Here is a 26,990-nt window from a genome sequence, read left to right as displayed (position 1 = left end):
ACACTACCGTTCAGTCGTCGGGTTCGACGACCGTCGGGTCGTCACCGTCGTCGCCGCGAACCGTCACGCTGTGTCGCGTGTGGCGTGCGTGGGTCTCCGCCCAGCGCCGTGCGGGCCGCTCCGAGAGGAACTCGTCGCCGTCGGGACACTGTCGGCAGGCCACGACCCACGGCGTTACCTCGTCGGGAAAGTGTCCGGTGTGGCGTTTGTGGTCCAACGCGAACCGTTCGAGCGCCTGATTGCCGACGCGCAGGTCGTCGAGTTCGTATTCGAGGTCCCACTCCCGGCCACACTGGGAACACGACACGGTGGGCGTGTCGTCGATTTCGTCCGGACAGCCGACCTCGTCGGTGTCTCCATCGAATCCGTCGGGCACATCTGGCGTTACACATCCCCGTATATATGCACACAGATTCGTCGCCACGGACCGCCGGGCAGTCCGGACGAAACCACGCCGAGACTCAATCCGGGAGATAGAAGTCGGATTTCGTGTGTCGGTGAGGGGAGGCGTTCTTCAGTTTCGCGATTTTCGCCGGACTCCGATTGCGGACGATGACCACGTCGTAGGCTTCGTCGGTGGCGACGTTGCCGCCGACGCTCGAGACGCTTGTCACCAGGTGGCCGGCGTTGTCGCTGCCGATGAACACCATCGACACGTCCTCCCGTTTGGCGACTTTTCGGATGCGAGTCGAGATGGACCCGGACGGTGCGTATTTGTCGACCGTCTTGTGTATAAAATCCGCACTCGATGCCAGTCCCACGACTTGCTCGTGTAACTTCGAGACGATTGGCTGCATGGCGAAGGGCTCCTCGTCGCCGAGCCAGTCGCGTTTTCTCGCGTAGCGGGCGTTGCCTTTCGGGATGACCGTCACAGCCAACACGTCTTCGTCGAACACCGCCGCGAACTCCGTCGCTCGGACGAGCGCCGCCTCGGCGAGTTCGGACCCATCGAACGGGACGAGGAGAGTCATACGCGAGTTCGACGACGGGAGAGTTTAAATGTCCGGTCATGTGGATTCCTGACGACAGCGGCCGCCGAGTCCCGTCGGAACGCCTGCTGACCGTCACTGCAGCGCGATGGACATTGTTATTCAGCGTGTGCCGAGCCGCAGGGGTGGTCGTTGTGATTCTGTGGGGCCTGGGCTGGTCGCGTGGAATCTCCATACATCCTGTTGTTATCGAGTTAGATGGCGAAAATCCGTATGTAGAGGCGGTGTGTCCGGATGTCATTTACTATGAGTTTGGTTGTATATAGATTTTTTACCTTTCAGCGAATACCCCATGTGAGTGGGGACCAATGGGCATCATCACCGGGGACCGGGGACAGTCAGAGGTAGTTGGCGCAATATTACTGTTCGGGATTTTCATTCTCGCACTGGGACTCCTCCAGACGTATTTCGTCCCACAGGAGATCGCGGCGACCGAGCAGAATCACGTCGAAGAAGTCTCTGATGACTTCACCGAAATGTATGCCTCGATCGGGGATGCAGCCGGGAGTAACCGCGAACGAAGCGCTAGTCTCTCTCTGGGAACTCGATACGGCGTGTCGACGGTGTTTCTCACGCCACCACCAGCACGAGGCACGGTAGAAAGTGAGTCTGTTGGGTCATTATCAAGTGAGAACGGCGATGCCTTCTCGGATTTGGATGATAGAGAGCTAGTTAACGAGGTTTGTGGGCTCTCAGGCGTCGAGACAAAGGCGCTTACCTATGAACCACGGTATAATGAATACCAGAACGCGGCCTCACACACGTATGAGGCCGGAGTTCACTATCGGATAGTCGACGGGGCTGGCTTGAAAAACAGTCAACGATTAGTTGACGATGAATCCGGTGTCACAACGATTCACCTCACTCCGATCACCCATGGTTCGATTCGTGAATCGGGAACTTCAAGAGAACCGATCACGTTCAAGCCAGGGGTGACTGGCGACACAGGGACGTTCAGTGTGGGTGAGGATGATACCCCTGCCACGATTGAAATCCCGATTCAGAACCAAGACGGTTGGAAAGCGTCGTTTGATGGTGACTTCGTTATGCCATCCGAAGACGAGGCAGTCCTGTCACTCGATAGTGAGAGTGGGAGTGAACAGTATCGCATTCGCTGTACGCCAATCGGCATCAATACGGACCCAGAGAATGAGCCTGCGGCAGTATTCACTGGAGATGATAGTGGTGAGGATGAAGACACAGGCGGGATTAATCCAATCGGTGCAGATGCTCTTGTCCTGAAAGGACCCTCCTCATCGGCCGACAAACTAGTTCTTAAGAACAAGGCGGATACAGCAAAAGTCGTAACCGGCGTTCGCGTACCATGGGCCTCCAATCCTGGCAATGGGAATGGCATATCTTCGGTAGACCTCACATTCGCAAAAACATCTGAAACGGCGTCTTCTGTAAATGTGGGGGGGACGAAGTTTAGGGAGGTTAATGAGTGGACCTGGAGTGGTGAGGAAACCCATAATATTAATATAAAAGGAATATCTGGAAAACCAAACGCCGCTATCGCAGTCGTGCTGGAATTCGAAGATGGAACTACAAGCACCTATTTCTCCTCTGGCAAAGGTAATAATAGCTGATTCTCCATCTCAGGAAAGCGAATCCAAATTTAAGAATTATCAACGGTTCAGAGACCCCGATTCCGCCGTCGGTCGCGAACACCATTGAGACCGCCGCCGAGTATCGCGACGACCCCGACGACTATCCCATCGTCACCTCACAGTCCTCGACAAAAGGCCTCAGCACCCGGACGCTCCTCCACTGAATCAAGGCCACGGACAAGCAGTTGGCCGAAGAGGGCGACCCGCGGTGGGCGGAACTCACGTTCCACGGCCTCCGGCGGATATGGGCAACGCAACTGAAAAGCCAGGATGTCGACTCACTCCTCGTCTGTGACTGGGGCGGCTGGGACGACCTCGAAACGTTCCTCGATACACTACCGGGGGACGTACGCGCCCGACGTACAGAAGGCGGAACGTCGTAAAGTGGAGTGGCTTAACTGACAACTGTACCAGGCAAGTTCTAAGATCGGGGTTGTCACGTTGCGGGCCCTATCGACGCGCTCTTTATTTATTAGCAATCACCCAGCCCCTCGACTCCGTATCTATACACTGCGAAGAGATACGCCCTACAGGAGGTTATTGTCCGTAACGTACTGTTCAGTAAGCACGCGCGAATTAGTTAATAGCGACAGGAGGTTTTGATCCGTTCCATCACTATGTCTGCCACCGATGAGGAAATTTTTGTTCTGAACCGCGTACATGAAGTTGAAAAATTCGCCCTCCTCCTCGATGAGCGAGGCGACTTCGGTCGCGTCTGCCTCTGACGCAAAGCGATAAATCCCGACTTGATAGCCAGTTTCGCCATCGGGTGTGTACGACCCTAATTTCGCAGTTTCAATTCCATCGTCTGGTCCAAACCCACCCCCAACGTCCCGTATATTGGTTCGGTCCCATCCTTCCAATGGTTCCGGGAGCAGTTCTTCGGGAGACGCATCCCCGTCCGGCGTGGCGGGTGACGTGTCTGAATCGTTCGAATCGCCGCCTGTACACCCAGCAATGAGGGCTACAGTTCCGGATAAACTCGTCGCGAGGAAATCTCGCCTAATCACACCACGGTAACGTGGCCAATCGGTCAAATAACTTTCCTCAGTATTGCGATTCCGATATCATCGATTGGGGCGTGACGGGTTAGTCGGTTGTCACCCATCCCTGACCGGTATCCTCAACGAGTCCCAGTTCGCTGAGTATCTTCGCGGCTCGCTTGACAGGGACCTCCAAATCTTCATCGAGCAACAACCGAATATCTCGAAGCTCGTCGTTGGTTTGTGGATTCGCCCTGGCGTCGAGTATCTCGTACACCCAAATCAGCGACTCAAGGTTCGCGAACAACTCGGGTGCGTCCATCTCGTCCCTTCGAATAGCCGCCTTAGCTGCGTCTTCCGAGACCATGAGTTCGAGTGGTACTTCGTCGCCCATAGGGCGCCTGTCGCCCGACACCGAATAAGAAGTTTGCCAACCGGGGTGGAACTGAAGCGGTGACTCAGTACGGCCAACCCACCGGATTGTTCGGTCGCGTGCTCGTCGCCACAGACATGGCAGACGCCGGTGGTGGTTGTTGAATAGTTCGCATCCCCCTATCGAGATGTCCACATCGCTAAGGGATGCTGTGTCGGTTTGGAAAGTGGGACCGCCGTGTATCGGAGTACCCACATCTTCCGTTTCGCGTCGATTCTGCGGGTCGTGTTGGTCGGTGGTTTCGGACATGGTCATGCGTACTTCAGTTTCGGGAGAACGGTTCCGCGACGGTGCTGCATTCGCTCCTCGGGAGAGCGCATATCGTAGTGTAACTCGATGACCTCCCGAGAGGCGTCACAGCGGGCCTCAACGAGTTCCATGGGCACGCCGTTACCGAGGTGCCAGGAAATCGAGCCCTTCCGAATCGGGTGTGTCGACTTCGAGGACGGGCACTTCGAGTAGTATCCGTGCTCACGGAAGTCGCACTCCGCGGGGTCGTACCCGTGCGGACAGTCGCCGTAGCGGCACGGCTGGGTCATGTGATACGACCAGCCGCGAATCGTGTTCTTGTGCGGCCGTCCCTGCTGGCTGGTAAACAACGGGTGACGACCGTGGTCGTCACGGACGGCGTAGCGTTTATCTGAGATGTAGCCCCGGAGCGCCTCGACGACGCGGTCGGGGATACTGACGACTCGCTCGCTGGCGTAGTTCTTCTTGAGCGAGGTGCCTTGCCCCGGCCGATGCCGAAACCAGACGTAGCCCTCTTCGGGGTAGAAGTCCCGCATATCGAGCGCTTGGAGCCCGGAGACGCGGGCGGCGGTCGACCACGCGAGTTCGAGGAAAGCGTGGTTTCGAGTACCGGGTGTCCGGTGCCGATAGTACCGAAGCAGCGGCATCGCGCTCTCTTCGTCGAGTGTTTCTTGGGAGACTTCCTCGTGCTTCTTCGGGTTGACGACGGGCACCTTATCGGCGAGCCCGTCGGCGACCGCTTCGATGCGTTCCCAGTACCGGACTGCCATCCGGAAGTCCTTCATGTCGCCCTTCAGCGTCGTCTTCTTGATGCCCTGCTGGCGGCGATGACGCTCGTACTCGTCGAGCTTCCGGCCGGTGAGGTCGTTTAGATTGTCGAGGCCGACCTCGTCGGTCCAACGATTGAATTTCCGAAGGCGGTAGTCGTAGGTCTGGAGCGTCTCTTCGGAGACCTCGATTTTCCGATGGGCGAGGTACTTCTCGATGCCCTCCTCCGGCGTCGTCGGCTGGAGGTTCTCAGACATCGGCCTCACCTCGGGGAATTGGGTCGCCCTCGTAGTGCTGCTTACAGGTGTTGCAGTAGTAGCCGCCTTTCTGCGGTCGCGGCATCGTCCGGACGTGTCCCTCTGGACAGCCGGTTTTCCACGTCTCGGGGCCGCCTTGGGCGGGCGGGACTCGGGTGGTCCCGACAGCGTGTTCGGTCACAGTCGGACCTCCTCTCCGTTCGAGGTCTCGATAGCGCACTCGATACACCGCTTCTCGCCGGGCCATGCGTCACATTCGGCGAGACTCGTCTCGACTGCACCACAGCGGGCGCACTCGTCGGCTCCGACGGGTCTGGATTCACGTTCCTCGATGTCACGCTTCGTGTCTTCCGCCCACGCACGGCGCTTCGTCTGTGTAATCTCGGAATGTTCACCGTGGCCTCGGAGCGAAAGTTCGGATTCGATGTTCGCCGACGGCATCTCCAGTTCGTGATGCACGTCGGCGCCGATGAGGTCGCCCGATCGAAGGATGTCCTCGGCGGTACGTCCGTTTTCGAAGAGCCACGCGACGGCACACAACCGGTGGACGGAGACGTACACATCCTCCTTCTGCCGACCGGGCGTCTCCGGTCGAAGTTCGTAGGAGCGCCAGCGCGGGTAGCCACCGCCGGTTCGGTCGGGGTCGGCCTGCTTGAACTCGAAGGTGGCGTGCGACCGCTGGTTCGGATGCGGCTCGCCGATGACGTGGGATGAGCCGGTGGACATGGCGAGGCTCATTGCGACACAATCCGCGGTGCGATTACCTGCTTGACGTGGCCGTAATCGTCGGCGAAGGTCCACTCCATCATCACGGGGAACTCGTCGCCGAATCGGACCTCGACAGTCGATGATTTCGGAATAACACCGACCGCGTCTTCGAGGTAGTCGAGTGAGAGGAAGGACGACGCATCCTCCGTCACCTCGGCAAACCCAAGTTCGTCGTCGAGAGTCGCCGTGTTGGTATCCGTGTCCCCTTCGGCGACAATCCGGATGCACTCAGCGTCGGGGTCGCCCTCGATGTCGACATGGTCAGAGACGAGTTGCGAGACCTCGACGACTTCCTTCAGGGTCTCCCCGTCGATGTTGAAGACGTTGGGGAGGTCCATGTCTGGGATGTCGGGTTCCTGCCGGATGCTGTCGGGATCGATGAGCGCGTAGTCGCGCTCGTAGGGCTGGAACTCGACGGCCAGTCGTCTCGTCTCGGCGTCGAAGGCCAGCGAGACGAGTTCCTCACTGTCGGCCTTGCCGATGAAGTCGAGCAGTCCTTCGTGTTTCTGACCGGCGGGGAAGACGCCGTCGCCGACGGCCTCGAAGCCGCTCGAATCGAGGTGGATGTTCGCCATGTAGACGTTCGCCGGGTCGACCAGGCGGATTTTGAGCCCGTGTCGGCCGAACCGGAGCACGGACTCGTCGGCGACAGAGTTAGCGACCTCGATGGTCTTGGCCAACGTGTCCGCGTTGATGAGCGTCTCCAGCGCGTCGACGGTCGGGGAAGACGGTCGTTCATCGGCTTCGTCGACGGGTTCTTCGTCGCCATCGGCTTCGACGGCGTCGGCGCTCATGGTTCACCTCCGTCGGTTGCCACCCGAGCGTCGTCGGTTGCGTCCTCGCCGAGCGCGGGCTCCTCGCAGGCGGGTTCGACCCGCAGGATTTCGCCGGTCGGACTGCGAACGTTACCGTGCGAGAAGACGATGCCAGCCGAGAGGTCGACCTCCAGTTCGATGCCGTTCTCGGCCCGGGCAAGAAAGCCCCGGTAGGGCACGTCGAGGTAGCTGGTGAGCATCTCCTCGACGACGGCGTCCCGTTCGACCTCGTCGCTACGGGGGTCTTTGCTGTGGTAGACGAGCGTCACCTCTTCGCCGACGAGGTTGGTGATCCGCGGCTGGAGTGTCGCAGTCTCGGCCTCGTCGTCGGCCTGCTCCTCGTCGCCGATGAACGAGATGGGCGTCACACCCGTCTGCGCGCAGTGAAGCGCGTGGCTGTCGGCGCGGTCATGGGCATCCCCGCGGTCGTCGCGGATGCAGACACGGCCGCAGTCCGAGCAACGGACGACGAACTGCGACGGCGTGTTGTGGTCAGGGGCGTACCCGCCCGGAATGTGGCGGGTCATCGGTCGGCCTCCGTGTCGTCGACGTAGATGTCTTCGAGGTCGCTGCCCTCCATGCCGTTCTCGTCGTCGACGAGCGGCTCGGTGAACGTCGAGACCTCGCTGCGGAACAGCGAGAGGACTTCGCGGATACTCGACTCGGTGCTGACCGAGGTGTGTTGCTTCGTGATGGTGTTGACCATCGAGTCGAAGATTTCGTCTTCGGATTCGAGCACCTCGATGCCGTCGGCGAGCTTCGAGTACGCCAACATCTTCTGAAATCCCTTCGAATTCAGGACTCTCTCTATCTGCTCGTCGGTGAGGTCCTCCGTCGAGATACGGTCGCTCATGCTGCACCTCCGTTGATGGCGTCGGCGACGCCAGCGACGCGCTGGGCGTGCTGTCGGATGGATTCTCGCCCTGCGGTCGTGAGTGCGTACTCGTTGCGTCGGTTGTCGTTCTCGGTGCGAACGCGCTTCTCGATGAGGCCGTGGTCGTGGAGTTCGTCGAGATTCTTGTAGAGTCGGCCCTTCGTGACGTTCTCGGCACGGAGACACGAGAGGTCATCCACGAGCCCGGAGCCGTGGGTCGGCTCCGAGCGCGCCAGCGTCATCAGGAGGTCGCGCTTGAAGTCCGACAGTTCGGGCATCCGGGTCATCGGTCGGCCTCCGTGTCGTCGGCGAGGGCAGCCAGCGCTTCGGCGAGTTGCATCGCGGCGGTCTCGACGGCTTGGATGGCCTGATGCTCGCCGACGGCGGCTTCGGCCTCGACGATAGCCGGCGAGGCGGCCCTCATCGAGCACGGCACGTCGATGTCGCGGAATGCGGCCGTCGAGCCGGTGACGGTGAACTCGACGTGGGCGGTGTTTTCGGTACAGCCGTCGTAGAAGTGCACCGTGACGGTGAGTCGGTCGACCGTGTCGGGGGCGGAGCCGACCGCTTCGATCCGGGTCACGTCCGGCGTGGGTTTCGAGGGCGCGTCGGGTCGTGGCTCCGGGCCAGTCTGGACCGTGCCGCCGTCGGCGAGCAGGGCTTCGCCGTGGTCGTCGGCGATGTCTTCGAGAATCGCGGTGTTGGTGTCGTCGAGGTGGCCGTGGCGGTCCAGTGTCGCGCGAGCACCGTGGTACCACAGCGTCTTCTCGATCTCCGTGCCGATGTCGGCGATTCTCGACACGTCGGTTTCCTCGTGGAAGTGCCGCAGCGAGTTGAGAATCGGTGTTCCACCGCGTTCGGCGGCCGCTTCGGCATACCGGACCACGTCGGGATGACACTCTGAGGATTCGAGCGAGGCTTTCAGGTCCGCTGAGACGAGGTCGATACCACCGTCGGTGGCGACCTCGGGCTCGTCGGCCTTCCTCTCGACGAGTTCGCGGAAGGTCGCTTCGAGGTCCTCGCCGTAGGCCTCACGGACGGCTATCGAGACGGCGGCCGTCAGTCGGTCGTTCTCAGCGGCCGCGTTGGCGAGTTCGTCGAGGAACGCGGTTCGGAGCCACGTCTGGATGTCGCCGTCGTACTCGGTGGCGTTCTCGACGGGGTAGCGGAGCAGTCGGCTCTCGGGGTAGGCGTAGGTTTTCGTCGGCGGCGTCACCTTCTCGCCGTCCGGCAGGAACACGCAGTCGAAGACGGTCTCGGCGGAGTGCGCGCCGAACATCTCGGCGGTGTCGTTCGAGCGCGTCTGCGGGTGTTCGCTGACGGTCTGGACGGATTTGCCGACGACCTGGAGTGCTTTCCCGCTGGCGAGGTCGACGACGATGTCGCCCGTCGAGATGGCCGCGTCGTCGTAGACGAAGCGAGGAAGATCGCGGCCGCCGTCGGTGAGGATGACGGCGTCCTCGTCGGGAACGCGAGTTTCGCCACGCCCAAGGACGTGAGCGTCGGGCTTTTTGTCGTGTGGTGCGTCTCGGTCGGTGCGGGCGTTCTCGCCCGCGGAGTTGGTTTCGGACATCTTAGGTCCACGAAACCACCTTTTCCGGGGCTGTGGTGGTGCACAGCCCCGAGATGCCAACCGCAGAGAGGCATCAACGAGTTTGGCAGTTTCGTGAAACACACAATTGAACCGTCTGTTCAAAAATGTACCGGCTGGTTTAGGATGACCATACTGGTCTATCAAGTACTATTAGATTCTTATTAATCTATGCGATTCTATTAAAGAAGCTTGTTGAGTATTGAGAATAATGAGAAAGTCGGCGAAGTGGATGGGGTTGTGGGATGACCGCATCCTCGAATGGATTCGTGAGCACGATGGGATGGGGTCGGCATCTCAAATGAAGAAAAGTGACCTCATCTTGGTGTCGCGACCAACGATCTCCCGCCGGCTGAACAAGATGGCGGACCACAATCTACTGAAAGAAGTTGGCAATGGTATGTACGTAATAACAGAAGAAGGGGAGGCGTATCTGGACGAGGAGTACAACGTTGAGGCAGGTAGTTACGTCAACCGAGATGTCGCCAACGGCGAATCGGGCGCGGAATCGGAGTCCCAGACGGAGAACGGGGTGTAACATGAGGAGGTCGGGGTCGTGGCAGGGGGACGTAGACGACCGCATTCTCGAACTACTGAAGAGCGAGTCGTGGTCGACGCCGTCGGTGATGGAACTGGAGCCGCACATCCATGCGACGGAGCGACAAATACGGGCTCGGTGTTTGCAACTGGCCGATGCCGAACTCGTCGGTCTCTCGATTACAGAGGGCTGGAAGGTCGAGATTACGACGAAAGGATTGCAGTATCTCGAAGGTGAGGTGGATGTCCGACTCTACGAACATCCGCGTTCGGAAGAGGAACTGATGGAGGTCGTCGAACGGCTGACTTCGTAAGAATGTATTCAAATTCATCCCCGTCACCGACTGAGTGGATGCGCAAAGGCTGGTTCTACTCGCTGAAATCATCGAGACTCCCCAAATCCCCACGTTGTATAGATGACTGACGACAAACAGACGACGTTGTCGGAAGAGCAACCACCCGAACCAGCGTCCGATGAGACGTATCACGCCAAAATCGTCCGGTTATGCCACTCTGAGGGGCTTCCAAAACTGGCGCTTGGTTACTCGCTGAAGGTGCTCGTAGAGGGTGGAATCGTAGCTGGGACGCTGGCAATCGTCTTCCTCCCAGGGATAGCAGCCGCGTGGTATGGCGTTGAACAGGTGACGTACTTTCGAGTGCTAATCGCTTGGGGGAGTATTTCAGCGACGATTTACGCAGCGTCGTTTTGCCTACTCGAAAATGTTGGGGAGCCGGGAGAGATGTTCCCGAATTCGGGAGATGGCGACTAAGCCTGGGGGCGTTTGCCTTTGCCAATAACGGGGAGTGACCCGACAAGCGTATTCGGGACGTTCATCGTAGCGACTATCGCCCATGCGCCGGCTGCTGTTATGATGGCTCCGGGAGTCCAGTAACCGTTTCTGAGCAGAACGAGGTCGATAACCGGATAATACGCGGCGATCGCGACGGCCGCGCCGAGTGGGGCACCCATCCAGACCGCGCCAGCGGCGACGAGGGTACCCAAAACGAGGAGGCCGGAGTCGGAGATACCGAGGACTATCAGGACTGCAAGGAACTGCGACCCGGAGGCGAATTCGGTTTGGGATGGTTCGTAGTCACCGCCCCAAACGTCGCGGACGTAAAGTGCCGAGACATGAAGCGAGACGCTGGCAAAGGCGACACCGTAGAACAGAAACACCTCTGGATAGACGAAATTGATGATTAGAGCCCCCAGAGCCCCCGTAATTGCGAGGACAACACCCAACGGTATCAGCGCCCGAAAGTAACTGGCGGCATAATTCCGTGCCGCAGTTGGGAGTCCGACGTATTGGGGACTCATTGGTTCTTGTAATACTGTTCAACGGCCGCGTACTAAATCTTGTGCGATTCGAAGGGATTTGACGATACCGTGAAATGAATAAAGATATCATTACTTTTGAGATGTGGCTGAGCGACTCACGTCGTAGCGCCGTGAGTCAGATTTAGCTGGGTATTTGTTAAACGGCTAACCAACGCGGAGTATGCCCTGTGTTGAGTGCGGCCACGAGTTCACCTACGGACTGGAGAATGGGGTGACGCGGCTCGATGAGGTGCTGACGCACTACGTCGACGAGCACGATCTCGGCGAGTAGCCTCAGTCGCCGAGATCGGGAGAGCCGGCCAACTGCGAGCGCGCGGGCTCGTAAATGCGAACCGGCCACGAATCTCCGCAGACTGCGTCAGGGATGTCTTCGGTCGGATAGTTGCTCAATACCAGTCCTTCGACGCGAAAAACAGGCACGACAACCGCACTCACGCAGGTGACTGGGCTTTGCTTATTCTGTGTAGGCTGGCTCACCTGCGACCATACGCTTTGTTGCGATGTATGAGACATCCGAGGTGGCGTACGTCATTCTCGTGGTCGTCGCGTAGATGTTCGGTGTCGCTGTTGGTGATCCCACACCACGTTCGACGTAGTGGTCGCTCGTGGCTGGGTCAATGACTACATCCACCCGCAACGAATAGGTGCCAGCGATTTCGTCGGGGTTGTGATACTCGATATCAATCGATTCCTCAAGTCCCTCCGCAAACACGAGTGTCGAACACGGTACCCCACCAACCGTCTCAGCAACCAAATCAATCTCGACCTCGGCGGCGTCAGCCTCACAGGCAGCCTTTTCGGTTCCATCCACGACCGACTGTACCGCCACATCGCCGGCAGTTGTTTCATAGATATGTAGCTCCCAGGTATCTCCATCATCGTCAGTGAGAAACACGGTGGAGGAGTTCGACAGTAGACCGCTGCCGCCACTGTCGGTATATAGGCTGTCCCGGTTGACCACCATCGTATAGTCGCTGATACCACCAACACTCTCAGCAGCCTGCCAATCACTTGGTTGGCCGCTCGCGTTGGTGAATGCCCGTGACTGGTTCGATTGTCGAAGATGCGTTCCATTTGTCTGATTGAGCGCCGTCATCTCGAATACGGCTCCTCGTTTCGCATATGTATTCGATTGTGCCTGTTGGAAGTCGCTAGTCAGGTGGGTGTAGTTCTGCGTTAACTCATCGTATGAGGTATTGTACCGTGTATTAACTCGCTCCAGATGGGTAGCAATGGTCCCGAATGTCGTTGATGTGGCAGACAGGGCATCTTCACTGTTGCTGTCCGACCGTGTTGAGAGGTTTTCCGTGTAAATAGCCGAATTAACCACGAGCGCGAGACCAACAAATATCACTGCGATAACTAATGCAGTAATGACCAGCAACTGGCCTCGGTGAACAGTTTTTCCGTGTATTCTCATTTATTATATAATCCCATTCAATTTAATAAGCATTGGTATAGCAGAACTTTCCAATCGAGTGGCTGAGTTCCAGAATATGTTCACAGCCGAGTACTTGAGTAACACGAGTGGTGATACGACTCTGGCGTCTCATGAATTATTAAGCACACTTACCAGACCGAATATTCGTCAGCGTGAGCGTCCAGACAGCTCCGCAATTCGAACACTCCACTTGGATATTCTTTGTCTGCTTACCTCGCGTAAACTCAGAAATATCGTGGCCGCAGTTGCACGAAAACATGACCTCCATATGGGAGAAACGGTGGGGAACGAGCAAAGCATTTCCCCTAACATATTAGGTATAGATATATAATCGAAACCTGATCAACACCACTCGCCCTTCCGATTGGGTAATAGCTCAAGTCATCGCAGCGCCGATACGTGATTCGGTCGGCTCGGCGAGATACGGCTCGATAGCGGAGTAATCCGACCACCCACCGATGGACATCATTGTCCGCACATCCACCTGCCGTTCGACGAGGTGGTACGTCGCCCACGAGCGTCGGAGGTCGTGACTCGACACTTCCAGCCAGCGTTCGTCGTCGATCTCCGCGGCGACCGTCTCGGCGGCCTCCTTGACCCACCGCCGAACCGACGGCGTCGAGGCGTCGACCCACGCCTCACTCGCCTCAAGCCCGCGCTCGCGACTGAACTTGTGGATGTCGTCGGCGACGGCTTCAGGCATCCACGCATCGCGGACCTTCGGGTCGCCGCCACTGGTGTTCTTCCCGCGGACCTCGACGAGCCAACAGTCGCCGTCGTCGGACCACCGGAGATGTTCGTCGGCGGGATAGGTGACCTCACTCGCTCGGAAGCCGCACCGTCCCATCAGTTGGACGGCGACTTCGCGCCCCCAGCCGTTCCGACCGGCCACACCTTCGAGCCGGTCGAGTTCGTCGGGGGAGAGCCAGCACTTCGTCACGTCGCCAGAGTCATCGAGTCGTACCATAATCGGATACGACAGACAACCCGATTGTAAGAGTAGGGGTAAGTGGGGTGGAGCGTCTCGATATAGGGGCGAATCGGCGAAATTTAATCGGGTTGGTGGGGAAGTCGATTATGGACGTTTCCAGACAAACCACAGTGGAAGAGTCGGTCAATAGAGCGACTGCGGAGTTTTGTCAGAACTTGGGCCGAACAACCGCCTCCGGCGGACTGTCGGCGGTCTCGATAACGCCGTCTTCAATCTCGAAGGAATCCGCCGTGAGTTGTCTGACGAGGTCAGGCGTTCCTTCGACCTCAATCCAAGCAAATGAGCCGTCTTCGTCTTCCCCGATGTGATGAATCGTGATTCGCGAGTCAGAAAGGCGCGCTCGAATAGACTCTTCGTCGGCCATGTCTATGTATGCCCGAGTACCTGTATAAATACTACTACCAAAATTTGAATGAAATAATCGGAGCCATATCACCCCTGCACAGGTGGCTTCGAAGGTCTGCTCACGTCACTGCCGCAAGAACCGAAGTTCGACGACTGCCCCTGTCGGTTCATTATCCTCGATTCGCATTGAACCCCCACTGTTCGTTGCCATCCACCGCACGAACCAAAGTCCGAGTCCGTTGGAGTGCTGAAGTGGTGACTCCTGCCCAGCGGTGACCGACCGTCGTTCGAGGTCAGGAATCCCAGGCCCGTCGTCAGCGACGCGAAAAACCACAGCATCCGACTCGTCGTCTATCGTGACCGAAAGGTGAACCGATGGTTGCTCCCCACTGTGTTTCACCGCGTTGTCGATCAGTTCGTTCACGGCCAGTTCGAACGCCGGGTGGACCTTTGCCTCAGCGACGGACGGTGTCTCGACCGAAAGAGAGGCGCTCGGATAACTCAACTTCGATTCCGACACAATCTCCTCAACGTGTCTGGCCACATCAACCGTCTCGACGAGGTCGGATGCACCGGGGTCCGAGACAGTCTCGAAATCCCTGACAAGCTTGGAGAGCTTGAGCAGTTCGTCGCTTGATTCCTGAATCTTGGCGGCAGCGTCCGCTGTTTCCTCGCTTGTCGGGTCATCAATGAGAAGCTCCGACCACCCCTGGATGACGTTCATTTTGTTCCGGAGGTTGTGCCGGAGCACCCGGTCGAACACAGATAGTCGACGTTCGCGTTCCTTCCTGTCGGTGATATCCTCAAGGAGGCCCACCACGCCGATGACCTCACCGTCGCTGTCTCGCATCGGAGCCGTCGTGAGAGTTACGTCGACAAGCGAACCGTCCTTCCGCTGACGAACCGTCTCGTAGCCAATGACCGGCTGTTTATCCTCTATCACCTCCGTTCGCAACTCGTCGAACTCCGCTTGCTTCTCCTCTTGAACGTTCGGTAACGGTTCACCGACGGCTTCCTTTTCGGACCAGCCAAAGATTCGCTCACACCCCATACTCCAGAGCTGTGTGATGCCATCTTCGTCCACTGCAAGTATCCCGATAGGTGAGGCGTCAAACACGGACTGGAGCAGATCTTTCGTCTCTTTGAGTTCCTGTCCGCGCTCCCTGCGCTCGGTGATGTCTTGAATGGTACCTCGGTAGACAGAGGGCTCGGACTGGTGCGGTTGACCTCGGACGTGTATCCATCTGGTCTCGCCGGACACAGTTTGAATCCGACAATCGAGCTCCTGAGGCTTACCGGTCGCCACCACCCGTCCGAACACGTCACGGGCCTCTGCTTCATCCGCCGGGTGGAAGAACCCGAACGCCTCATCGAGGTCGAACTCGGTTCGCGGCCAGACACCGAGCAGCTGGGCGAGCCCCTTGGTGAACTCGGCTTCACCTTCGTCGGTATCGATTTCCCAGCCGCCGATATCGGCGATATCCTGCATCTGGTTGAGGAGGTCAACCAGACGTTCCAATTCGCGCTCTTGCGCTCGCTGTTCAGTGATATCCTCGACGGTCGTGATAACGCCGATTCGCTCGCCCGACTCGTCAGTCAGGGGTTCGGCGTTAACAGAGAGCCAGCGCGTCTCGCCACCCTCAGTGATACCGTGTTCGTAACCTCGGACGGACTTGCCAGTTGCCATCACGTGACTAAACGGAAGATCCTCAATGTCGACCGGTTCACCCTTCTCTCCGACAATGCCCCAGTTCGGTTCGTCGAACGTCCGGCCGACCGCATCCGAACGCTCCAGCCCGAGAACCTCCTCCGCCATCGCATTCGCGCGGACAATCTGGCCGTCGGCATCAAGCACTGTGATGCCGATTGGACTCGTCTCCAACAGCCGTTCGAGCGTTTCGGTCTCCTCACGCAATCGCTCTTCGACTTCGTGGCGAGCCGTCACATCGGTCTGAAAGCCGATGTAGTGTGTGAGTTCCCCTGCATCGTTGCGAACAGGGGCAATTTCGAGGCGGTTCCAGAACTCTGTACCGTCTTTCCTGTAGTTTCGGAGTTCGACGCTTACGGCTTCGCCCGCTTCGATAGCCTTGTGGAGTTGTTGAACCGGCTCTGGTTCGGTCTCTTCGCCCTGCAGGAATCGACAATTCCGACCAAGCACCTCCTCGCGATCGTACCCGGTCATCTCCACGAACGCGTCGTTGACATAGGTCAGCGGCTGGTCGTAGTCAGCATCTGCGATGGCGATACCCGCCGTCGAATCGTCCATCGCCCGCCGGTACAATGCGAGTTGCAGTGACTGCCGACGGGTCCGGAGCAGAGATTCGACACGCGACCTAACGACCGCTTCTGTTGCGGGTATATGAAGCGTATCGTCGGCCACTCCATGTAGACGCTGAGAGGTCTCGTGCCCACCACGTTCTCCTACCAGCAAGAGTACCGGTAGGTACCGTTCGCCTGTGTTCTTTTTTCGGCCCTCAAGAGTGTCAGCGACCGCACGGTAGCTTGCTTCGCCGACGATACAGAGGTCGAACTTCGGAAGCGGTTCGTCCGAATCTGGGGCCGCCACGGCCACCTCGTAGTCATTGAGCAGTTCTGCGAGGAGGTCTCGGTTGCGCTGGCCTTGGAGGAGGAGTAAAATTGTCTCACTGCCGGTCGATGTTCCCGGTTCCGTTCCCTCGGCGAACAGTAGCTCTTCGTCACTCATAATTACGTTTCACCATCCCACGTTGGTGTCCCAGTCAGAACCCCACGAAGGTCATCAAGGGGATCCCCGATATGAATCCCGTCACTGTCTATGCGGAACGAACGCAAGGTAGACTCGAATGGTCCGAAGCGCTTCTTCAGGACACCGACAGCCTTCTGTACGTCACCACGAACCTCGATATATCGGAAGAACAAGATGTTATCGGCGAGATAGCTGACATGGCTATCCGAGGCTCGGAACCCGCCCGTGACATCCTGTATCTCATCGGTTATCACCACCGTCACGCCGAGATTTCGGAGATAGCGTGCCAATGCATGGAGTTGCTTGCGGAGGTCGTCTCCTTCGGCGTGGAGGCTCAGTTCGTAGCCGGCAGTCCCGTCAATAAGCACGAACTTCGTATCGTTCTCTTCGACTTCGGTTCGGACCCGGTCGGCGAACTCGTCGGCAGATAGCGTTAGTGGTTCGATGGCCTCAACAACCATGTCTCCTGACTCAATGTATTCATTCACCGGGTGCCCAACGGCTGACGAGCGGTGTTTGAAACTCTCCTCACTCTCTTCGAACAGGTAGAGCGCTGCTCGCTCGTTGCGGGCGGTAAAGGCCCTAGCCAGCGTTGTAGCGGTTGTCGACTTGCCGACGCCGCTCGGCCCCGAGACGAGCGTGATGCTTCCTCGTTCAAGGCCACCTCCGAGTAATGAATCGAGTGACCCAACATTCGTTGGCACCGTCTCAAAGGCCGATTCGTGGTGTTGATTCTCCGGACGGAGCTTGGGGAAGAGATGGATGCCTTTCCCGTCGTCGATACGGAATGCGTGGGTGCCGCTCTGGAAGTCTGACCCTCGGAGTTTTTCGATTTTGAGGAACCGACCTTCATCAGTCCGTGAGATGGTTATCGACCCGTTACAGAGATACTGGAGCCCTTCATCGGCCTGTTCTGTGTCTGGTTGGCTCGTGAAGAGCGTCGTCGCCCCCGTGTCCTTGAGATACCGCATGAGGGAAGCGGCCGTCTTGTTGAACTGGTACTCGTCCGGAGAAAGATGGCGTAACTGTGAGAGAGGGTCGATTACAACACGGTTCGGTTGGTGCTCTTCAACGGCTTCGGTAATGGCCGACTTCGTCGACTCTCCCTCAACCTCGCTCGGCATTAGCACAGAGTACGACTCCTCGTCGGTGAACTCACCGCCCGTTGGGCTCAGGTCGAGTATGGGCATCTCCGAGAAGTCGAATCCAAGGGTTTCTGCATTCTCTATCAGCTCGACCGACGGTTCCTCGAAGGTGATGTATAGGACGTTTTCTCTGTTGGATAGTCCCTCATCGAGAAAGTGATATCCGACGATGGTCTTTCCCGTTCCGGACCGACCACGAACCATGTATGTACGGTTTGAGGGAAATCCCCCGTTCAGCAACGTATCGAGACCATCGATTCCCGAGGAGACCCGAGACCCACCTTTCATTATGAGTGGACCTACGGCTGTACACCAATAATCATTTGCCCACCTCTCCCGGAGAGAAATGGCCGATACCGGCAAAATAATCAGTTCAGCTATTAGCTGTCCGGGTCATCGTGGAACTCATGTCTAATCAGAAGGTCAAGTTACTGAGTACAACTCTTTGTATCTTGTGCGGCGTAGTTGGTGGGTATCAAGTAAAGCAGCCGGTCGATTGATACGTGGGACCCTCTATTGAACGGTTTCTGTAATAGATCTGTACATTATATCGATGAAGAAACATATTAATACAGGATTTTGAGCGGCGAAAGTTGTCGAGGGACTGATGAAGCAAGGCCACTTCAACAATAATATGCTTGAGGAGGGTGCGGAAAGACTCGCTGCATATTGCAAAAAGCGCACGGGGGACAAACTTCGGAGTGTCACTGTCTACCGTCCTGAAGGAACAACTCGAGTGTATTCAGACGATATGCTCCGTGAGCGCTACACAGAAGAGCAGATCTCCGCTCTGGTGCAGAGCGCCATCGAGCTTAACACGACGCTTCATCATTCAAATGTGTCCGATGCCCCGCTTGGAAGACCAATTGCGGGTGTGTATTCCTTTGAGGAGGCCTTCGTAATTCAATTGCCGTGGGACGAAACGTCGGGGATTGTTGCCACTTTTGACGTAGATATTGGTACCTCCCTAGCTGGGTTCATCAATGAGTGCCATGAGATTGTCCAAGGCGAGTCGCCAAGCAAGGATGAATAATATAACTAATTGTTGGGGGTTCCATTGCACCAAGCCCCTTGTTATGTTCTCCTAGGAGGTTGCACTAGAATGTTCGCCTAAGAAGTTGAAGTGTGTAATCCGGGTCCATATAGCGGGGTTGAGTGCCGACTTCTTTCACAAGTCGGAAGTCAATCTAATTGGGTTCTCATTCAAGCCAATTCCAGAAGGTTCCATACAGACCATATCGTAAGAATCGATCAATAGAATTGCAAACACCTCATTAGGAACCTCAACCGGAACTAACCCCAAGAGAACCTTTATCCATCAGGCAACCACAAGGAAAGATAATAGCCGACCATGACATATCACAAGAGAGAGACACGAATATGGAAATAGAGCAGGGTAGTTTCACGCTTGAGCAACTCTGCCAGGAGGTCATAGACCACACTGAGAGCGCGTTTGAGCAGTACCACGTCAAGCATCTCAAGTTCTACTTCTACATCGCAGACGAGGACTGGAATTCGAACTTCCCAGACAGGTACGAAACACAGAATTACGGGGAGATGACGAAGGTTTCTGCCGAGTATACGAATCGGTTCGGAGCGGAAGATCGCGCGGACTTCTTCATCGGCCCCTACGGCGACGAGAGCGAGATTATCACAATCTTGACTGCAGAGACGCAGGAGGCTATCGATCAAGCTCTCCTCCCCATGCTAGGCCGGAGGGACGACATCTCCCTCATGCCAATCATGCTGGAAGACTTCCAGCGCATGAACGAACTCGTTCTGGAGCACAACGATGTCCGAATTACCGAATTCAAGTCCGAGCGAGTCCCCGACCTGGCAGAGGCCGAGATTCGACCCAGCGTACAGCGCTCTATTGAGTACAAAGGCCGGGACGGGAAGGAAGCAATTGAGGAACTCCGAAGCGGGTACGGTGTCGTACCTGTCCGAATCCAGTACGAGCATCAGAACCTCTCCCTGAAGATCGACTCCCGCGGGAAGTTCACGCTGAAGAAGATAAACTCGAAGAACTTCGATCTCCTCTTCGAGCTTGTCGAGGAAGTCATCGAGAACGTTCTGGAGCTGAAAGACATCACTCAAGAGATCCGATTTACCGAGGAGGAGGTGGAATCGGGAAATTTGTCGATTACGGTGCCCAAAGTTGAAGCGGGTGAAGTCACCTTCGACCGTGAATTCACTCGCGTACTAGCGGAGGATTTTGTCGAGGGCACCAGAAACCGCGACCGGGTCGACTTCAGTTTCACAGATGTGACGATGCAGGCCGGTTCACTCGACTTCTCCGCTCAGGTAGTCGACGAGAATCGGAACTCGTTCTTCAACATCAGCGCCACTGCGGACGAGATGCGAATCGTCCCCGAGACAAACTGCTCGTTTCCTTCCTTAATCGAGTTCTACTTTTGTGTGTTGCAGCTCGTTGACGGGAGCGCCGAGCTGGACCTGCACAATTCTCAGACTGCCACATAGATGGTCAATATCGAGCCTCCCTCCGACCTACCAGACCATCATACGAGCGATTTCAGAAGTGCATATCAAGAGTGCATAATACCCAAGAACAGGGATTTTGACCGTGAAGGGTACAAGGAAGACCTTGAGAACTTCATCGACCAGGAGCGAGAGCACCGGAGACTAATCAATTTCTGTGTCTTCCCGTTCGTGCAGTCTGCACCAGAGGGATACCAGTTCGTCCGTGCGGATCCGCTAGAAGAGTGTGGAGTCAAGAATTTCGACTTCCTCCTCCACGACCTAGAGGGGAAGGTCATATTTGGAGAAGCAAAGGCCAGCCTCCCAACGAACGTTGGCAGCGAGATTAACGACCTCCTTGAGCAGCGAGAGGCGGTCGAGGAGTGGCAGGACTATATCGAGGAGAACTACCTTGGGCGAGAGATGGTGTTCGCAGAGTATGTGCTAGCGACGTACGATAACTACGCGACTACCGCATCTCGGAAAGTACTGGCGAGAGGCGAGGATGTGAAGGTCTGGGGCGTGAACAGAACGGAGAAAGAACTCAATATTAAGAAGAGTCTGCCGGACGAAACCCCTGATAATCTCCCAGGTGACGACCCCATCGCAGAACTATCTAAACTAGCCAAACACTCCATTGGTTCGCTTAACTCTGCACTAGAGAATTGTGAGACCGCGACAGGAGCAGTTAACGTTCTACCCGAATCTGCAGACATTGACCAGCTCCGGGTAATCACTCGCGCCTATTCCTCAAGAGGGCGAGACACCTTCATAGGTCGCTTAGACATCAGGCGTGAGATCAAGGCGGGTGCGCGGAACTACGGATCTGAGCGGATTGATGAGATCACCGACGAATTGATCGAACTTGGACAAGAGATTGGCCTACTCAGGGACTGGGAAGACGGTCCTTCGGATTACCGGGTTGTCTCTCAGTACACTTCCAGAAAGGGAATCGAGAAGACGCTGAAGAAGAAGTGGAAAGAACACAAAGTCAAAGAGAGGTACAGCAAGATGCAGGAGGCATGCCGAGAGTACGCTCGCAAAAAGGTGGGTGAGCAGACGCAGCTGAGTGAGTTCTGAGAATCTATAATACGTCCTCGTACACAGGCCTATTCGCCGACGGCTCGAATCTTCCACTCGGCCTCGTCGGTCTGCTCGATTCGGACGTAGCACCCACCGTCGACACGCCCATGTTCGTCGAGCAGCCCGGCCTCACGTAGCTGTTCTTTCGGCAGTGTCACCCCACCACTCTCGGAATCCAGTTGCCGAAGCTTTCGAAACTCCATATCCTCGCTCATCTCTCGGGTGTAATAAGCGTGGGTGCAAGTGGGTTCGAGCGAACCCGATGGTCCCGCAAGGACCCGAATGAAACTCCGCGATTCTCCACAGTTTGACCACTTTATAGACCTGTATCATGGAAGCTACTGATACGATTCTGTCGGATGGTACAGAACAGACCCACAGCGGAGAGTCACAATGAATATCGAACGCACCGCGCGGTCGATGCTCGGTATCGTGATGGGACTGGCCGTCCTGTCGGCGGCTGGCATCTTCACCGGCACCTTCGACTTCGGCTCGGAGATGACCTACGCGCTGGCTGACTTTGCTGTGTTGGCCGGTTTCATCTCGCTGGCCGCCGGCTTCCTGATGGGAAGCCGCTCACTCGACGACATCGAGGCGTGGGAGTTCGGCGTCGTCGCGGCGGCCGTCGTCTTCCTCGCTGGTGTCCACTTCGATATCACGTTCATCACGGGTCTCATCAGCGACTACCACCCCTTCACGGGCGCGGCCGCCGCGCTGGTGAGTTACGTCGGCTACCACCGACTCCAGTGGGGATAGCCCGATGGCGAAACTCCAACTCGATAAGGAGACCTGGGTGGCGATTCCGCTGTTCACTCTCGGCGCCGCCATCACGCTCGGCTTCGTCTCCGGCGACCTCTTCGGCATCGATCTCGGCCAAGCGCTCATCGAGCGTGGCGGGGTCGAAATCACCATCTCTCGCGTGATGAGCCTCATCGCCCTCGGGATGGTGACGATCAACCGAGATATCGATTGGGGCGAACTCGGCGGGCTTGATTTGTGGGTCGTCTACGTGACGGCCGGCCTCATCATCGCACCGCCGTTCTTCCCTATCGTCGAGAACACCATCGCAGCGACGCCCTACTCGCTCGTCACCTTCCTCATCCAGACGATGGGCATCACCCTGGCGAGTTACATCAACTGAAAACCATGTTCGGAAACACCAACACCACGGACGGTACGCATCGATTCAAAAGCATCCTGCTGGCGGCCCTCGTGGCCGTCACGGTCCTCTCGTCGTTCGCCGTCGCACCCGCAGCGGCGGCCGGTGACGTGACCATCACCGTCGAAGACGACACCGGCTCGGCCATCGAGGGCGCGACCGTCACCCTCTACGACAGCGCCGACGACACAGAGGCGGGTAGCGCGACGACCGACGCGAACGGTGAAGTGACGTTCTCGTCGGTCACTGATGCGACGTACTACGCGGAAGTCTCCGCCGACGGCTACGCGGACGCTTCGGCGTCCTCGATCACGGTCTCGGGCTCGGCAGTCTCCCAGACCGTGACGATGTCCGAAGAACCCGACGAACTCGTCAACGAGACGGTCGCCCTCGACTCGAACACGCTGACGGTCTGGGGCGAGGCGACAGCCGAAGCGCTCGGTTCGGGCAACTCGACCGACGTGACGGTCACCTTCGTCGGTGTCAACCAATCCGAGGGCACCGAGACACAATTAAAGAACGAGACGATGACCCTCTCCGGCGAGGGAGTCGGCTACTCCGACGTGACGATTTCCGACAGCCATCGAGCGAACTACAGTGATGTTCGCATCGTCATCGAAGGCCACTCCGAGGACATCAACGCCACCGACTACGGAACGACTGTCTCGGTCGCAGGCGGCGGTGGCTCCTCCGGTGGCGGGCTTCCGCTCGGCTCCATCTGGGGCATCCCCGTCCTGGCCATCGTCGGGCTCATGCTCGTGGGTGGCTACTGGTACATGGAGAACAACTGACCATGTCTGCCAGTGAACTTCACGACACGGTCCCCTCCCCGTCTCGACGGCGCTTCATGCGCGGGGTTGCCGCCGCGGGCGGGGCCGCCGCGGTTGGGGTCTCTCTCGACCCTGTCGAGCGGAGTGAGGCCATCACGCCGTCGGCGTTCGGGCCGCTCGGAGACCTCGCCGCTCACGGCGCGGGTGTCGCGCTCGGCTGGGCGCTCCGAGAATACACTGTCCTCGGCGCTGATGGGCCCGCCGATGGACTGTCTGCTGACGCCCTGCTCGACCAAGTGTATCAGACCTTGTTGACTCGTCAGTCTACCAACGCCAGTACAATCGTCGACAACCAAAATATCGTCAACCTCGGTCTTTCCAACACCCTCTACGTCGAAGGCAAGCTTGCGGCTATTGAGGCTCTGAATGCTGGGGAGACTCAGTCTAATGTGGAAACTGCCGCTATCTCTGCGCTCGAAGGCTACGCAACAACCATTGAGTCTAACCTGCTCAAGACGTGGCACGAGTCCATAAACGAGTTCGAGCTGACCCTTCAGTCTATCGAGGACCACCCTGATACGGTCATCAATGATTTCCTTGATGACGACTGGCACACTGGCGGTGGTAGCTCTCATGGGTTTAACGACTTCGCCTTCCCTGAGACGACTATTACGCTGACCGATGGGTCCACACTCACGATAAAGCGGCTGAAACACGACACTCACGGCGGCAACGACGTTATGCGGTGGGACCCCACCGCTGAGAGCAGCAGTAACTACGATACTGTTGACCACCGCCGTATGTCCGTAGAGGTCGAACCGCACGATGTGTTCCATTACTTGGATTTCTACAAATGGAACGACATTTGGACGAATATTCAGAACACAATCACGTCGGTCAATGACGGGCTAATCCTCTGGATTGACAGCATATATGGTCAGGTGCAGTCTGGTGAGATTGCTGTTGAGGATCTCATCACGCCCCGCGAACGGGCGGCAATGATGACTGATGACGGCAAGTACCCGCAGGCTGTCGCTGACCTCCTCGCGCTGAACGTTCCGGTCAATTTCGAGCGAGAGGCAACGGTCTCGCTCGACTACCTCAGTCAGGACGTATCTCTGAAAGGGACCCTCGGTATCACCTCACCGCCCGATTCTCTCACCCCCGGCACCTACTCGCCGTCAGGTGATAATCTCGGTTCGGTCTATCTCACCTACGACGTGGGGTCGGGCGTCGGGTACTGGACGCAGTACGACGACGCGAAAGGCGTCGACGGTGGAATCGTCGAGTTCGAGGCCGAACCGCTCGATGGCGTCACCTATGCGATAACGACGAACTACGACGAGACCGCCGAGGTCACGGTGTCAGACTTCACGAAGGGGACCGACGGCTCCTCGAATACGGTGTGGACCGTCGACGTGAGCGGGCAACTCGACAACTCGATAGCCGAGATCTCAGAGATTCAATTCTACACCCCGACCGACGAAACTCGATATGAGACGATTCAACTCGAAGGGCAGTTTACTATCGAGAAATTCACGAACCGGGAAACGGGCGAGGAGGTCGACTCCGCAGGCTTCGAGAATTCTGAGCCGCAGGATGATACGAACTACGTCACCCAAGAGGAATGGGACAACCTCCAGGCGCAAAACGAGCGTCTCATTGACCTCTACGAGGAGTCCCAGGATGACGGCGGAACAGGCGGCGGTGGCGGTAACGGAGACGACGAGCCATCAATCCTCGACCAGTCGTACTACGGCATTCCAGCGCTGGGCTGGGTCGGCGGCGGGCTCGTCACGCTGGCCGCGATTGCCTCGCGGGGGAACTAACCCGCGATGCTGTTCGTCTGGCTTTTACTGCGGCCGATTGTGAAGCCCCTACTCGTCATTGTTGGGGCGTTGGCCATCGGTCAGGCGATAGGCATCCCAGTCGCATCGACGTTGCTGTGGGGCTTGTATGACCTCGTAACGTGGGCCTTCTGGTCGTTCTGGGAGTTCGTCATCGACCTCATCACTCAGGAAGTCATCGACCGGGCGAATCCCTTCAGCATCGCAACCACCCTCGCAGGGTAATCGCACTACCCCTACCCACTTCATGACCGATAGACGAATCCTCGCTGCTGTAGCGCTCGTGCTCATCGCCGCCGGAGCGACCGGCGCCGTCGGCGCTCAAGAATCACCGACAGCCACGCCGCCACCGAACATGACCGACACACCACAAGCAACCCCGAACGCCACTGCGACCCCAACAGCGACGCCAACAGCCACCCCGACGCCCGAACCGACACCAACGCCGACGACAACTCCGGAACCGACGGCGACACCAACGGAGGAACCGTCGACCGATGAGAACACGACGTACCTCATCGAGATCAACGAGCACACCCGCATCGTCAGCGCCGACTGGAACGATGGCGAGGTGACGATGACCATCGAATCCGACCGCTCGCAGTTCGTCGTCATCACGGACGCGAGCGTAGACATCACGGGCGCGGTCAACATCCCGCGCGATCAGGTGCGCGTGCCGCCCGGATACACCGAGGTGACCTTCGAGACGACGAACCCGAGCGAGGCGGCAGTCACCGTTGCCGCCGGGGAATCCCTCGTAGGCCTCGGCTCCGACGAGCGGGCGACGTTCTTCCCGGCGACACCGATGTGGCAGGACGTGTGGTTCGCCGGCATCGGCGGTGGGGCAGCCGGCCTTGGCGCCGTCCTTGTGCTGGGCTGGATTCGTGTGAGCACCCGAGACGACGAACACGAGCGGGTGGTCTGAATGTCGCTACCATTCGACCCCGAGGAGACCGGACCGTGGGACATCTACCGCAGCGGGAAGGGCTGGATCACCGACCACAGCAGGTGGCTCATCGGCGGCGGCGTCCTCATCTCCGTCGCGCTCATCGTCTTCCAACCCGATGTCTCCATGCCGGAAATCCCGACGTGGGCGCGGGTGTTCGTGGCCACGGGCGTGATTATCGCGGGCGTAGCGTACTCGCCCGCAAAGAAGTTCGTCCGATACCTCCACGAGCGCCAGCAGGTGACGCTACTCGAACTCTCGCCGATGGAGGGCGACCTCGCTGTCCATCGCCTCTCGCCGGACAGATTCGCTGAGTTGGTCGTCGTCGATGGCAATGACGACCGACAGGGGACGAACTACCTCTCAAAACTGACGACGAAAGCCGGCACCGCCTTCGAGTGCAAGCGATACGATGCCGAGAACAACGTCGCCAAAGCCTCGTGGCTCGCCGGCAAGAGCTACAAGTCGATTCGGGAGAAGGAGAAGCAACTCGAACACATCGAGACCGAACAGGCCAGAGAGGCCGACAAGTTCCTCGATCTCCGTGTCAACCACGGGAGCATCATTCGACGCGCCTACCGAGAGGTCATCAACCGACAGATCAAGCAAACCGAGAAGATGACCGTTCCCGATGGCAAGGTCATCTCCGAGACCATCGAGGACGTGATCGGCGACCTCGATGCCACGCGGGAAGGCTCGCCGGACGAGGAACCTGAAGACTTCGACGACTGGAGCTACGAAGACGACGTGCCGTCGAAAGGCCCCAACGGGCAGCAGGCGGCGACCGACGGAGGTGGGGACTCCGATGCCTGAGAAACCGCTCGTCGAGTGCGACCACCGAAACTGC

General features: G+C 57.8%; 34 protein-coding genes. 15 read left to right on the top strand and 19 right to left on the bottom strand.

Features of this window, described 5'->3' with window-relative positions:
* Positions 1-10: 10 nt before the first annotated feature.
* Both NMP98_RS01130 and NMP98_RS01125 read right to left on the bottom strand, forming a co-directional pair.
* Complete coding sequence (locus NMP98_RS01130) at positions 11-376, bottom strand: DUF8062 family protein (protein WP_254859632.1); 366 nt, start codon at positions 374-376, stop codon at positions 11-13.
* 85 nt (positions 377-461) lie between these two features.
* Entirely contained in the window at positions 462-971 is a 510-nt protein-coding gene (locus NMP98_RS01125) for a universal stress protein (RefSeq protein ID WP_254859631.1), read from the bottom strand.
* A 326-nt stretch (positions 972-1,297) separates the two neighbouring features.
* On the opposite strand from NMP98_RS01125, the gene NMP98_RS01120 reads away from it, so the two are divergent.
* Both NMP98_RS01120 and NMP98_RS01115 read left to right on the top strand, forming a co-directional pair.
* Positions 1,298-2,578: a DUF7289 family protein gene (locus NMP98_RS01120; protein WP_254859630.1), complete on the top strand. Its 1,281-nt coding sequence runs from the start codon at positions 1,298-1,300 to the stop codon at positions 2,576-2,578.
* Positions 2,579-2,784: 206 nt separating this feature from the next.
* Positions 2,785-2,982 carry a site-specific integrase gene (locus NMP98_RS01115; RefSeq protein WP_254859629.1) on the top strand — a complete coding sequence of 66 codons (198 nt, stop codon included), beginning with the start codon at positions 2,785-2,787 and terminating at the stop codon, positions 2,980-2,982.
* Between the two features lie 144 nt (positions 2,983-3,126).
* On the opposite strand, the gene NMP98_RS01110 is transcribed toward NMP98_RS01115, so the two are convergent.
* The 10 genes from NMP98_RS01110 to NMP98_RS01065 all read right to left on the bottom strand — a co-directional run bounded on the left by NMP98_RS01110 (position 3,127) and on the right by NMP98_RS01065 (position 9,319).
* A complete protein-coding gene (locus tag NMP98_RS01110; protein WP_254859627.1) occupies positions 3,127-3,609 on the bottom strand; it encodes a hypothetical protein in 483 nt (160 codons plus the stop codon).
* Between the two features lie 79 nt (positions 3,610-3,688).
* On the bottom strand, positions 3,689-3,976 hold the full coding sequence (locus NMP98_RS01105) for a hypothetical protein (RefSeq protein WP_254859625.1): 288 nt from the start codon (positions 3,974-3,976) through the stop codon (positions 3,689-3,691).
* A 290-nt stretch (positions 3,977-4,266) separates the two neighbouring features.
* Entirely contained in the window at positions 4,267-5,289 is a 1,023-nt protein-coding gene (locus NMP98_RS01100) for a tyrosine-type recombinase/integrase (protein ID WP_254859623.1), read from the bottom strand.
* Positions 5,282-5,470 carry a hypothetical protein gene (locus tag NMP98_RS01095; RefSeq protein WP_254859621.1) on the bottom strand — a complete coding sequence of 63 codons (189 nt, stop codon included), beginning with the start codon at positions 5,468-5,470 and terminating at the stop codon, positions 5,282-5,284. The genes NMP98_RS01100 and NMP98_RS01095 overlap by 8 nt, the downstream gene beginning before the upstream one ends.
* Positions 5,467-6,027, bottom strand: a complete 561-nt coding sequence (locus NMP98_RS01090) for a hypothetical protein (RefSeq protein ID WP_254859619.1) — start codon at positions 6,025-6,027, stop codon at positions 5,467-5,469. The genes NMP98_RS01095 and NMP98_RS01090 overlap by 4 nt, the downstream gene beginning before the upstream one ends.
* Entirely contained in the window at positions 6,024-6,851 is an 828-nt protein-coding gene (locus tag NMP98_RS01085) for a beta clamp domain-containing protein (protein ID WP_254859617.1), read from the bottom strand. Before NMP98_RS01085 ends, NMP98_RS01090 begins: the two co-directional genes overlap by 4 nt.
* A complete protein-coding gene (locus NMP98_RS01080) occupies positions 6,848-7,399 on the bottom strand; it encodes a hypothetical protein (protein ID WP_254859615.1) in 552 nt (183 codons plus the stop codon). The genes NMP98_RS01085 and NMP98_RS01080 overlap by 4 nt, the downstream gene beginning before the upstream one ends.
* Entirely contained in the window at positions 7,396-7,725 is a 330-nt protein-coding gene (locus NMP98_RS01075; protein WP_254859613.1) for a hypothetical protein, read from the bottom strand. Before NMP98_RS01075 ends, NMP98_RS01080 begins: the two co-directional genes overlap by 4 nt.
* On the bottom strand, positions 7,722-8,033 hold the full coding sequence (locus NMP98_RS01070) for a PadR family transcriptional regulator (protein WP_254859611.1): 312 nt from the start codon (positions 8,031-8,033) through the stop codon (positions 7,722-7,724). Before NMP98_RS01070 ends, NMP98_RS01075 begins: the two co-directional genes overlap by 4 nt.
* Entirely contained in the window at positions 8,030-9,319 is a 1,290-nt protein-coding gene (locus NMP98_RS01065) for a hypothetical protein (protein WP_254859610.1), read from the bottom strand. The genes NMP98_RS01070 and NMP98_RS01065 overlap by 4 nt, the downstream gene beginning before the upstream one ends.
* A 229-nt stretch (positions 9,320-9,548) precedes the next feature.
* On the opposite strand from NMP98_RS01065, the gene NMP98_RS19635 reads away from it, so the two are divergent.
* The 3 genes from NMP98_RS19635 to NMP98_RS01050 all read left to right on the top strand — a co-directional run bounded on the left by NMP98_RS19635 (position 9,549) and on the right by NMP98_RS01050 (position 10,644).
* The gene (locus NMP98_RS19635; RefSeq protein WP_497007557.1) at positions 9,549-9,875 is read left to right on the top strand and encodes a winged helix-turn-helix domain-containing protein; all 327 of its coding nucleotides are present in this window, start codon (positions 9,549-9,551) and stop codon (positions 9,873-9,875) included.
* A gap of 1 nt (position 9,876) precedes the next feature.
* On the top strand, positions 9,877-10,188 hold the full coding sequence (locus tag NMP98_RS01055) for a hypothetical protein (protein ID WP_254859608.1): 312 nt from the start codon (positions 9,877-9,879) through the stop codon (positions 10,186-10,188).
* Positions 10,189-10,290: 102 nt separating this feature from the next.
* Entirely contained in the window at positions 10,291-10,644 is a 354-nt protein-coding gene (locus NMP98_RS01050) for a hypothetical protein (RefSeq protein WP_254859607.1), read from the top strand.
* Here the strand turns inward: NMP98_RS01050 and NMP98_RS01045 are convergent.
* The 6 genes from NMP98_RS01045 to NMP98_RS01020 form a co-directional block, all read right to left on the bottom strand.
* On the bottom strand, positions 10,641-11,117 hold the full coding sequence (locus tag NMP98_RS01045) for a hypothetical protein (RefSeq protein WP_254859604.1): 477 nt from the start codon (positions 11,115-11,117) through the stop codon (positions 10,641-10,643). The genes NMP98_RS01050 and NMP98_RS01045 overlap by 4 nt on opposite strands.
* Before the next feature lie 550 nt (positions 11,118-11,667).
* Positions 11,668-12,633, bottom strand: coding sequence for a DUF7261 family protein (locus NMP98_RS01040; RefSeq protein WP_254859602.1), 966 nt, complete (start codon positions 12,631-12,633; stop codon positions 11,668-11,670).
* Between the two features lie 397 nt (positions 12,634-13,030).
* Entirely contained in the window at positions 13,031-13,621 is a 591-nt protein-coding gene (locus tag NMP98_RS01035) for a tyrosine-type recombinase/integrase (RefSeq protein ID WP_254859600.1), read from the bottom strand.
* 172 nt (positions 13,622-13,793) lie between these two features.
* Entirely contained in the window at positions 13,794-14,009 is a 216-nt protein-coding gene (locus tag NMP98_RS01030) for a hypothetical protein (protein WP_254859598.1), read from the bottom strand.
* Between the two features lie 105 nt (positions 14,010-14,114).
* Positions 14,115-16,694 carry a PAS domain-containing protein gene (locus NMP98_RS01025; protein ID WP_254859597.1) on the bottom strand — a complete coding sequence of 860 codons (2,580 nt, stop codon included), beginning with the start codon at positions 16,692-16,694 and terminating at the stop codon, positions 14,115-14,117.
* Between the two features lie 2 nt (positions 16,695-16,696).
* Positions 16,697-18,148: an ATPase domain-containing protein gene (locus NMP98_RS01020; protein ID WP_254859595.1), complete on the bottom strand. Its 1,452-nt coding sequence runs from the start codon at positions 18,146-18,148 to the stop codon at positions 16,697-16,699.
* 319 nt (positions 18,149-18,467) lie between these two features.
* Here NMP98_RS01020 and NMP98_RS01015 point away from each other — a divergent pair, with 319 nt between their 5' ends.
* The 3 genes from NMP98_RS01015 to NMP98_RS01005 all read left to right on the top strand — a co-directional run bounded on the left by NMP98_RS01015 (position 18,468) and on the right by NMP98_RS01005 (position 21,418).
* Positions 18,468-18,893: a DUF7522 family protein gene (locus tag NMP98_RS01015; RefSeq protein WP_254859593.1), complete on the top strand. Its 426-nt coding sequence runs from the start codon at positions 18,468-18,470 to the stop codon at positions 18,891-18,893.
* Positions 18,894-19,240: 347 nt separating this feature from the next.
* Positions 19,241-20,341: a hypothetical protein gene (locus NMP98_RS01010; protein WP_254859592.1), complete on the top strand. Its 1,101-nt coding sequence runs from the start codon at positions 19,241-19,243 to the stop codon at positions 20,339-20,341.
* The gene (locus NMP98_RS01005; RefSeq protein WP_254859590.1) at positions 20,342-21,418 is read left to right on the top strand and encodes a hypothetical protein; all 1,077 of its coding nucleotides are present in this window, start codon (positions 20,342-20,344) and stop codon (positions 21,416-21,418) included.
* 29 nt (positions 21,419-21,447) lie between these two features.
* Here NMP98_RS01005 and NMP98_RS01000 read toward each other — a convergent pair whose 3' ends face one another.
* A complete protein-coding gene (locus tag NMP98_RS01000; RefSeq protein WP_254859589.1) occupies positions 21,448-21,624 on the bottom strand; it encodes a DUF8053 family protein in 177 nt (58 codons plus the stop codon).
* Positions 21,625-21,814: 190 nt separating this feature from the next.
* On the opposite strand from NMP98_RS01000, the gene NMP98_RS00995 reads away from it, so the two are divergent.
* The 7 genes from NMP98_RS00995 to NMP98_RS00965 are packed head-to-tail and all read left to right on the top strand — an operon-like array spanning position 21,815 to position 26,956.
* Entirely contained in the window at positions 21,815-22,177 is a 363-nt protein-coding gene (locus NMP98_RS00995) for a DUF8023 family protein (protein WP_254859588.1), read from the top strand.
* Between the two features lie 4 nt (positions 22,178-22,181).
* The gene (locus NMP98_RS00990) at positions 22,182-22,562 is read left to right on the top strand and encodes a DUF8023 family protein (RefSeq protein ID WP_254859587.1); all 381 of its coding nucleotides are present in this window, start codon (positions 22,182-22,184) and stop codon (positions 22,560-22,562) included.
* Between the two features lie 5 nt (positions 22,563-22,567).
* Entirely contained in the window at positions 22,568-23,371 is an 804-nt protein-coding gene (locus NMP98_RS00985) for a carboxypeptidase-like regulatory domain-containing protein (RefSeq protein ID WP_254859586.1), read from the top strand.
* A 2-nt stretch (positions 23,372-23,373) separates the two neighbouring features.
* Positions 23,374-25,179, top strand: coding sequence for an Env/VP5 family phage fusion protein (locus NMP98_RS00980; RefSeq protein WP_268105387.1), 1,806 nt, complete (start codon positions 23,374-23,376; stop codon positions 25,177-25,179).
* Positions 25,180-25,218: 39 nt separating this feature from the next.
* Positions 25,219-25,422, top strand: a complete 204-nt coding sequence (locus NMP98_RS00975; protein ID WP_254859584.1) for a hypothetical protein — start codon at positions 25,219-25,221, stop codon at positions 25,420-25,422.
* 22 nt (positions 25,423-25,444) lie between these two features.
* Complete coding sequence (locus NMP98_RS00970) at positions 25,445-26,122, top strand: DUF8063 family protein (protein WP_254859582.1); 678 nt, start codon at positions 25,445-25,447, stop codon at positions 26,120-26,122.
* Positions 26,123-26,956: a DUF8125 domain-containing protein gene (locus NMP98_RS00965; protein ID WP_254859580.1), complete on the top strand. Its 834-nt coding sequence runs from the start codon at positions 26,123-26,125 to the stop codon at positions 26,954-26,956.
* The last annotated feature ends 34 nt before the right edge of the window (positions 26,957-26,990 follow it).

It is taken from the genome of Natronomonas gomsonensis (genome assembly GCF_024300825.1).
Classification (GTDB): Archaea; Halobacteriota; Halobacteria; order Halobacteriales; family Haloarculaceae; genus Natronomonas; species Natronomonas gomsonensis.
This window is presented reverse-complemented; position numbering and strand designations above follow the sequence as displayed.

Coding starts and splice junctions, on each gene's coding strand:
- NMP98_RS01125 (WP_254859631.1), bottom strand. CDS start 971: ATGACTCTCCTCGTCCCGTTCGATGGGTCCGAACTCGCCGAGGCGGCG.
- NMP98_RS01120 (WP_254859630.1), top strand. CDS start 1,298: ATGGGCATCATCACCGGGGACCGGGGACAGTCAGAGGTAGTTGGCGCA.
- NMP98_RS01105 (WP_254859625.1), bottom strand. CDS start 3,976: ATGGGCGACGAAGTACCACTCGAACTCATGGTCTCGGAAGACGCAGCT.
- NMP98_RS01100 (WP_254859623.1), bottom strand. CDS start 5,289: ATGTCTGAGAACCTCCAGCCGACGACGCCGGAGGAGGGCATCGAGAAG.
- NMP98_RS01090 (WP_254859619.1), bottom strand. CDS start 6,027: ATGAGCCTCGCCATGTCCACCGGCTCATCCCACGTCATCGGCGAGCCG.
- NMP98_RS01085 (WP_254859617.1), bottom strand. CDS start 6,851: ATGAGCGCCGACGCCGTCGAAGCCGATGGCGACGAAGAACCCGTCGAC.
- NMP98_RS01080 (WP_254859615.1), bottom strand. CDS start 7,399: ATGACCCGCCACATTCCGGGCGGGTACGCCCCTGACCACAACACGCCG.
- NMP98_RS01075 (WP_254859613.1), bottom strand. CDS start 7,725: ATGAGCGACCGTATCTCGACGGAGGACCTCACCGACGAGCAGATAGAG.
- NMP98_RS01070 (WP_254859611.1), bottom strand. CDS start 8,033: ATGACCCGGATGCCCGAACTGTCGGACTTCAAGCGCGACCTCCTGATG.
- NMP98_RS01065 (WP_254859610.1), bottom strand. CDS start 9,319: ATGTCCGAAACCAACTCCGCGGGCGAGAACGCCCGCACCGACCGAGAC.
- NMP98_RS19635 (WP_497007557.1), top strand. CDS start 9,549: ATGAGAAAGTCGGCGAAGTGGATGGGGTTGTGGGATGACCGCATCCTC.
- NMP98_RS01055 (WP_254859608.1), top strand. CDS start 9,877: ATGAGGAGGTCGGGGTCGTGGCAGGGGGACGTAGACGACCGCATTCTC.
- NMP98_RS01050 (WP_254859607.1), top strand. CDS start 10,291: ATGACTGACGACAAACAGACGACGTTGTCGGAAGAGCAACCACCCGAA.
- NMP98_RS01040 (WP_254859602.1), bottom strand. CDS start 12,633: ATGAGAATACACGGAAAAACTGTTCACCGAGGCCAGTTGCTGGTCATT.
- NMP98_RS01035 (WP_254859600.1), bottom strand. CDS start 13,621: ATGGTACGACTCGATGACTCTGGCGACGTGACGAAGTGCTGGCTCTCC.
- NMP98_RS01030 (WP_254859598.1), bottom strand. CDS start 14,009: ATGGCCGACGAAGAGTCTATTCGAGCGCGCCTTTCTGACTCGCGAATC.
- NMP98_RS01025 (WP_254859597.1), bottom strand. CDS start 16,694: ATGAGTGACGAAGAGCTACTGTTCGCCGAGGGAACGGAACCGGGAACA.
- NMP98_RS01020 (WP_254859595.1), bottom strand. CDS start 18,148: ATGAAAGGTGGGTCTCGGGTCTCCTCGGGAATCGATGGTCTCGATACG.
- NMP98_RS01015 (WP_254859593.1), top strand. CDS start 18,468: ATGAAGCAAGGCCACTTCAACAATAATATGCTTGAGGAGGGTGCGGAA.
- NMP98_RS01010 (WP_254859592.1), top strand. CDS start 19,241: ATGGAAATAGAGCAGGGTAGTTTCACGCTTGAGCAACTCTGCCAGGAG.
- NMP98_RS01005 (WP_254859590.1), top strand. CDS start 20,342: ATGGTCAATATCGAGCCTCCCTCCGACCTACCAGACCATCATACGAGC.
- NMP98_RS01000 (WP_254859589.1), bottom strand. CDS start 21,624: ATGGAGTTTCGAAAGCTTCGGCAACTGGATTCCGAGAGTGGTGGGGTG.
- NMP98_RS00995 (WP_254859588.1), top strand. CDS start 21,815: ATGAATATCGAACGCACCGCGCGGTCGATGCTCGGTATCGTGATGGGA.
- NMP98_RS00990 (WP_254859587.1), top strand. CDS start 22,182: ATGGCGAAACTCCAACTCGATAAGGAGACCTGGGTGGCGATTCCGCTG.
- NMP98_RS00985 (WP_254859586.1), top strand. CDS start 22,568: ATGTTCGGAAACACCAACACCACGGACGGTACGCATCGATTCAAAAGC.
- NMP98_RS00980 (WP_268105387.1), top strand. CDS start 23,374: ATGTCTGCCAGTGAACTTCACGACACGGTCCCCTCCCCGTCTCGACGG.
- NMP98_RS00970 (WP_254859582.1), top strand. CDS start 25,445: ATGACCGATAGACGAATCCTCGCTGCTGTAGCGCTCGTGCTCATCGCC.
- NMP98_RS00965 (WP_254859580.1), top strand. CDS start 26,123: ATGTCGCTACCATTCGACCCCGAGGAGACCGGACCGTGGGACATCTAC.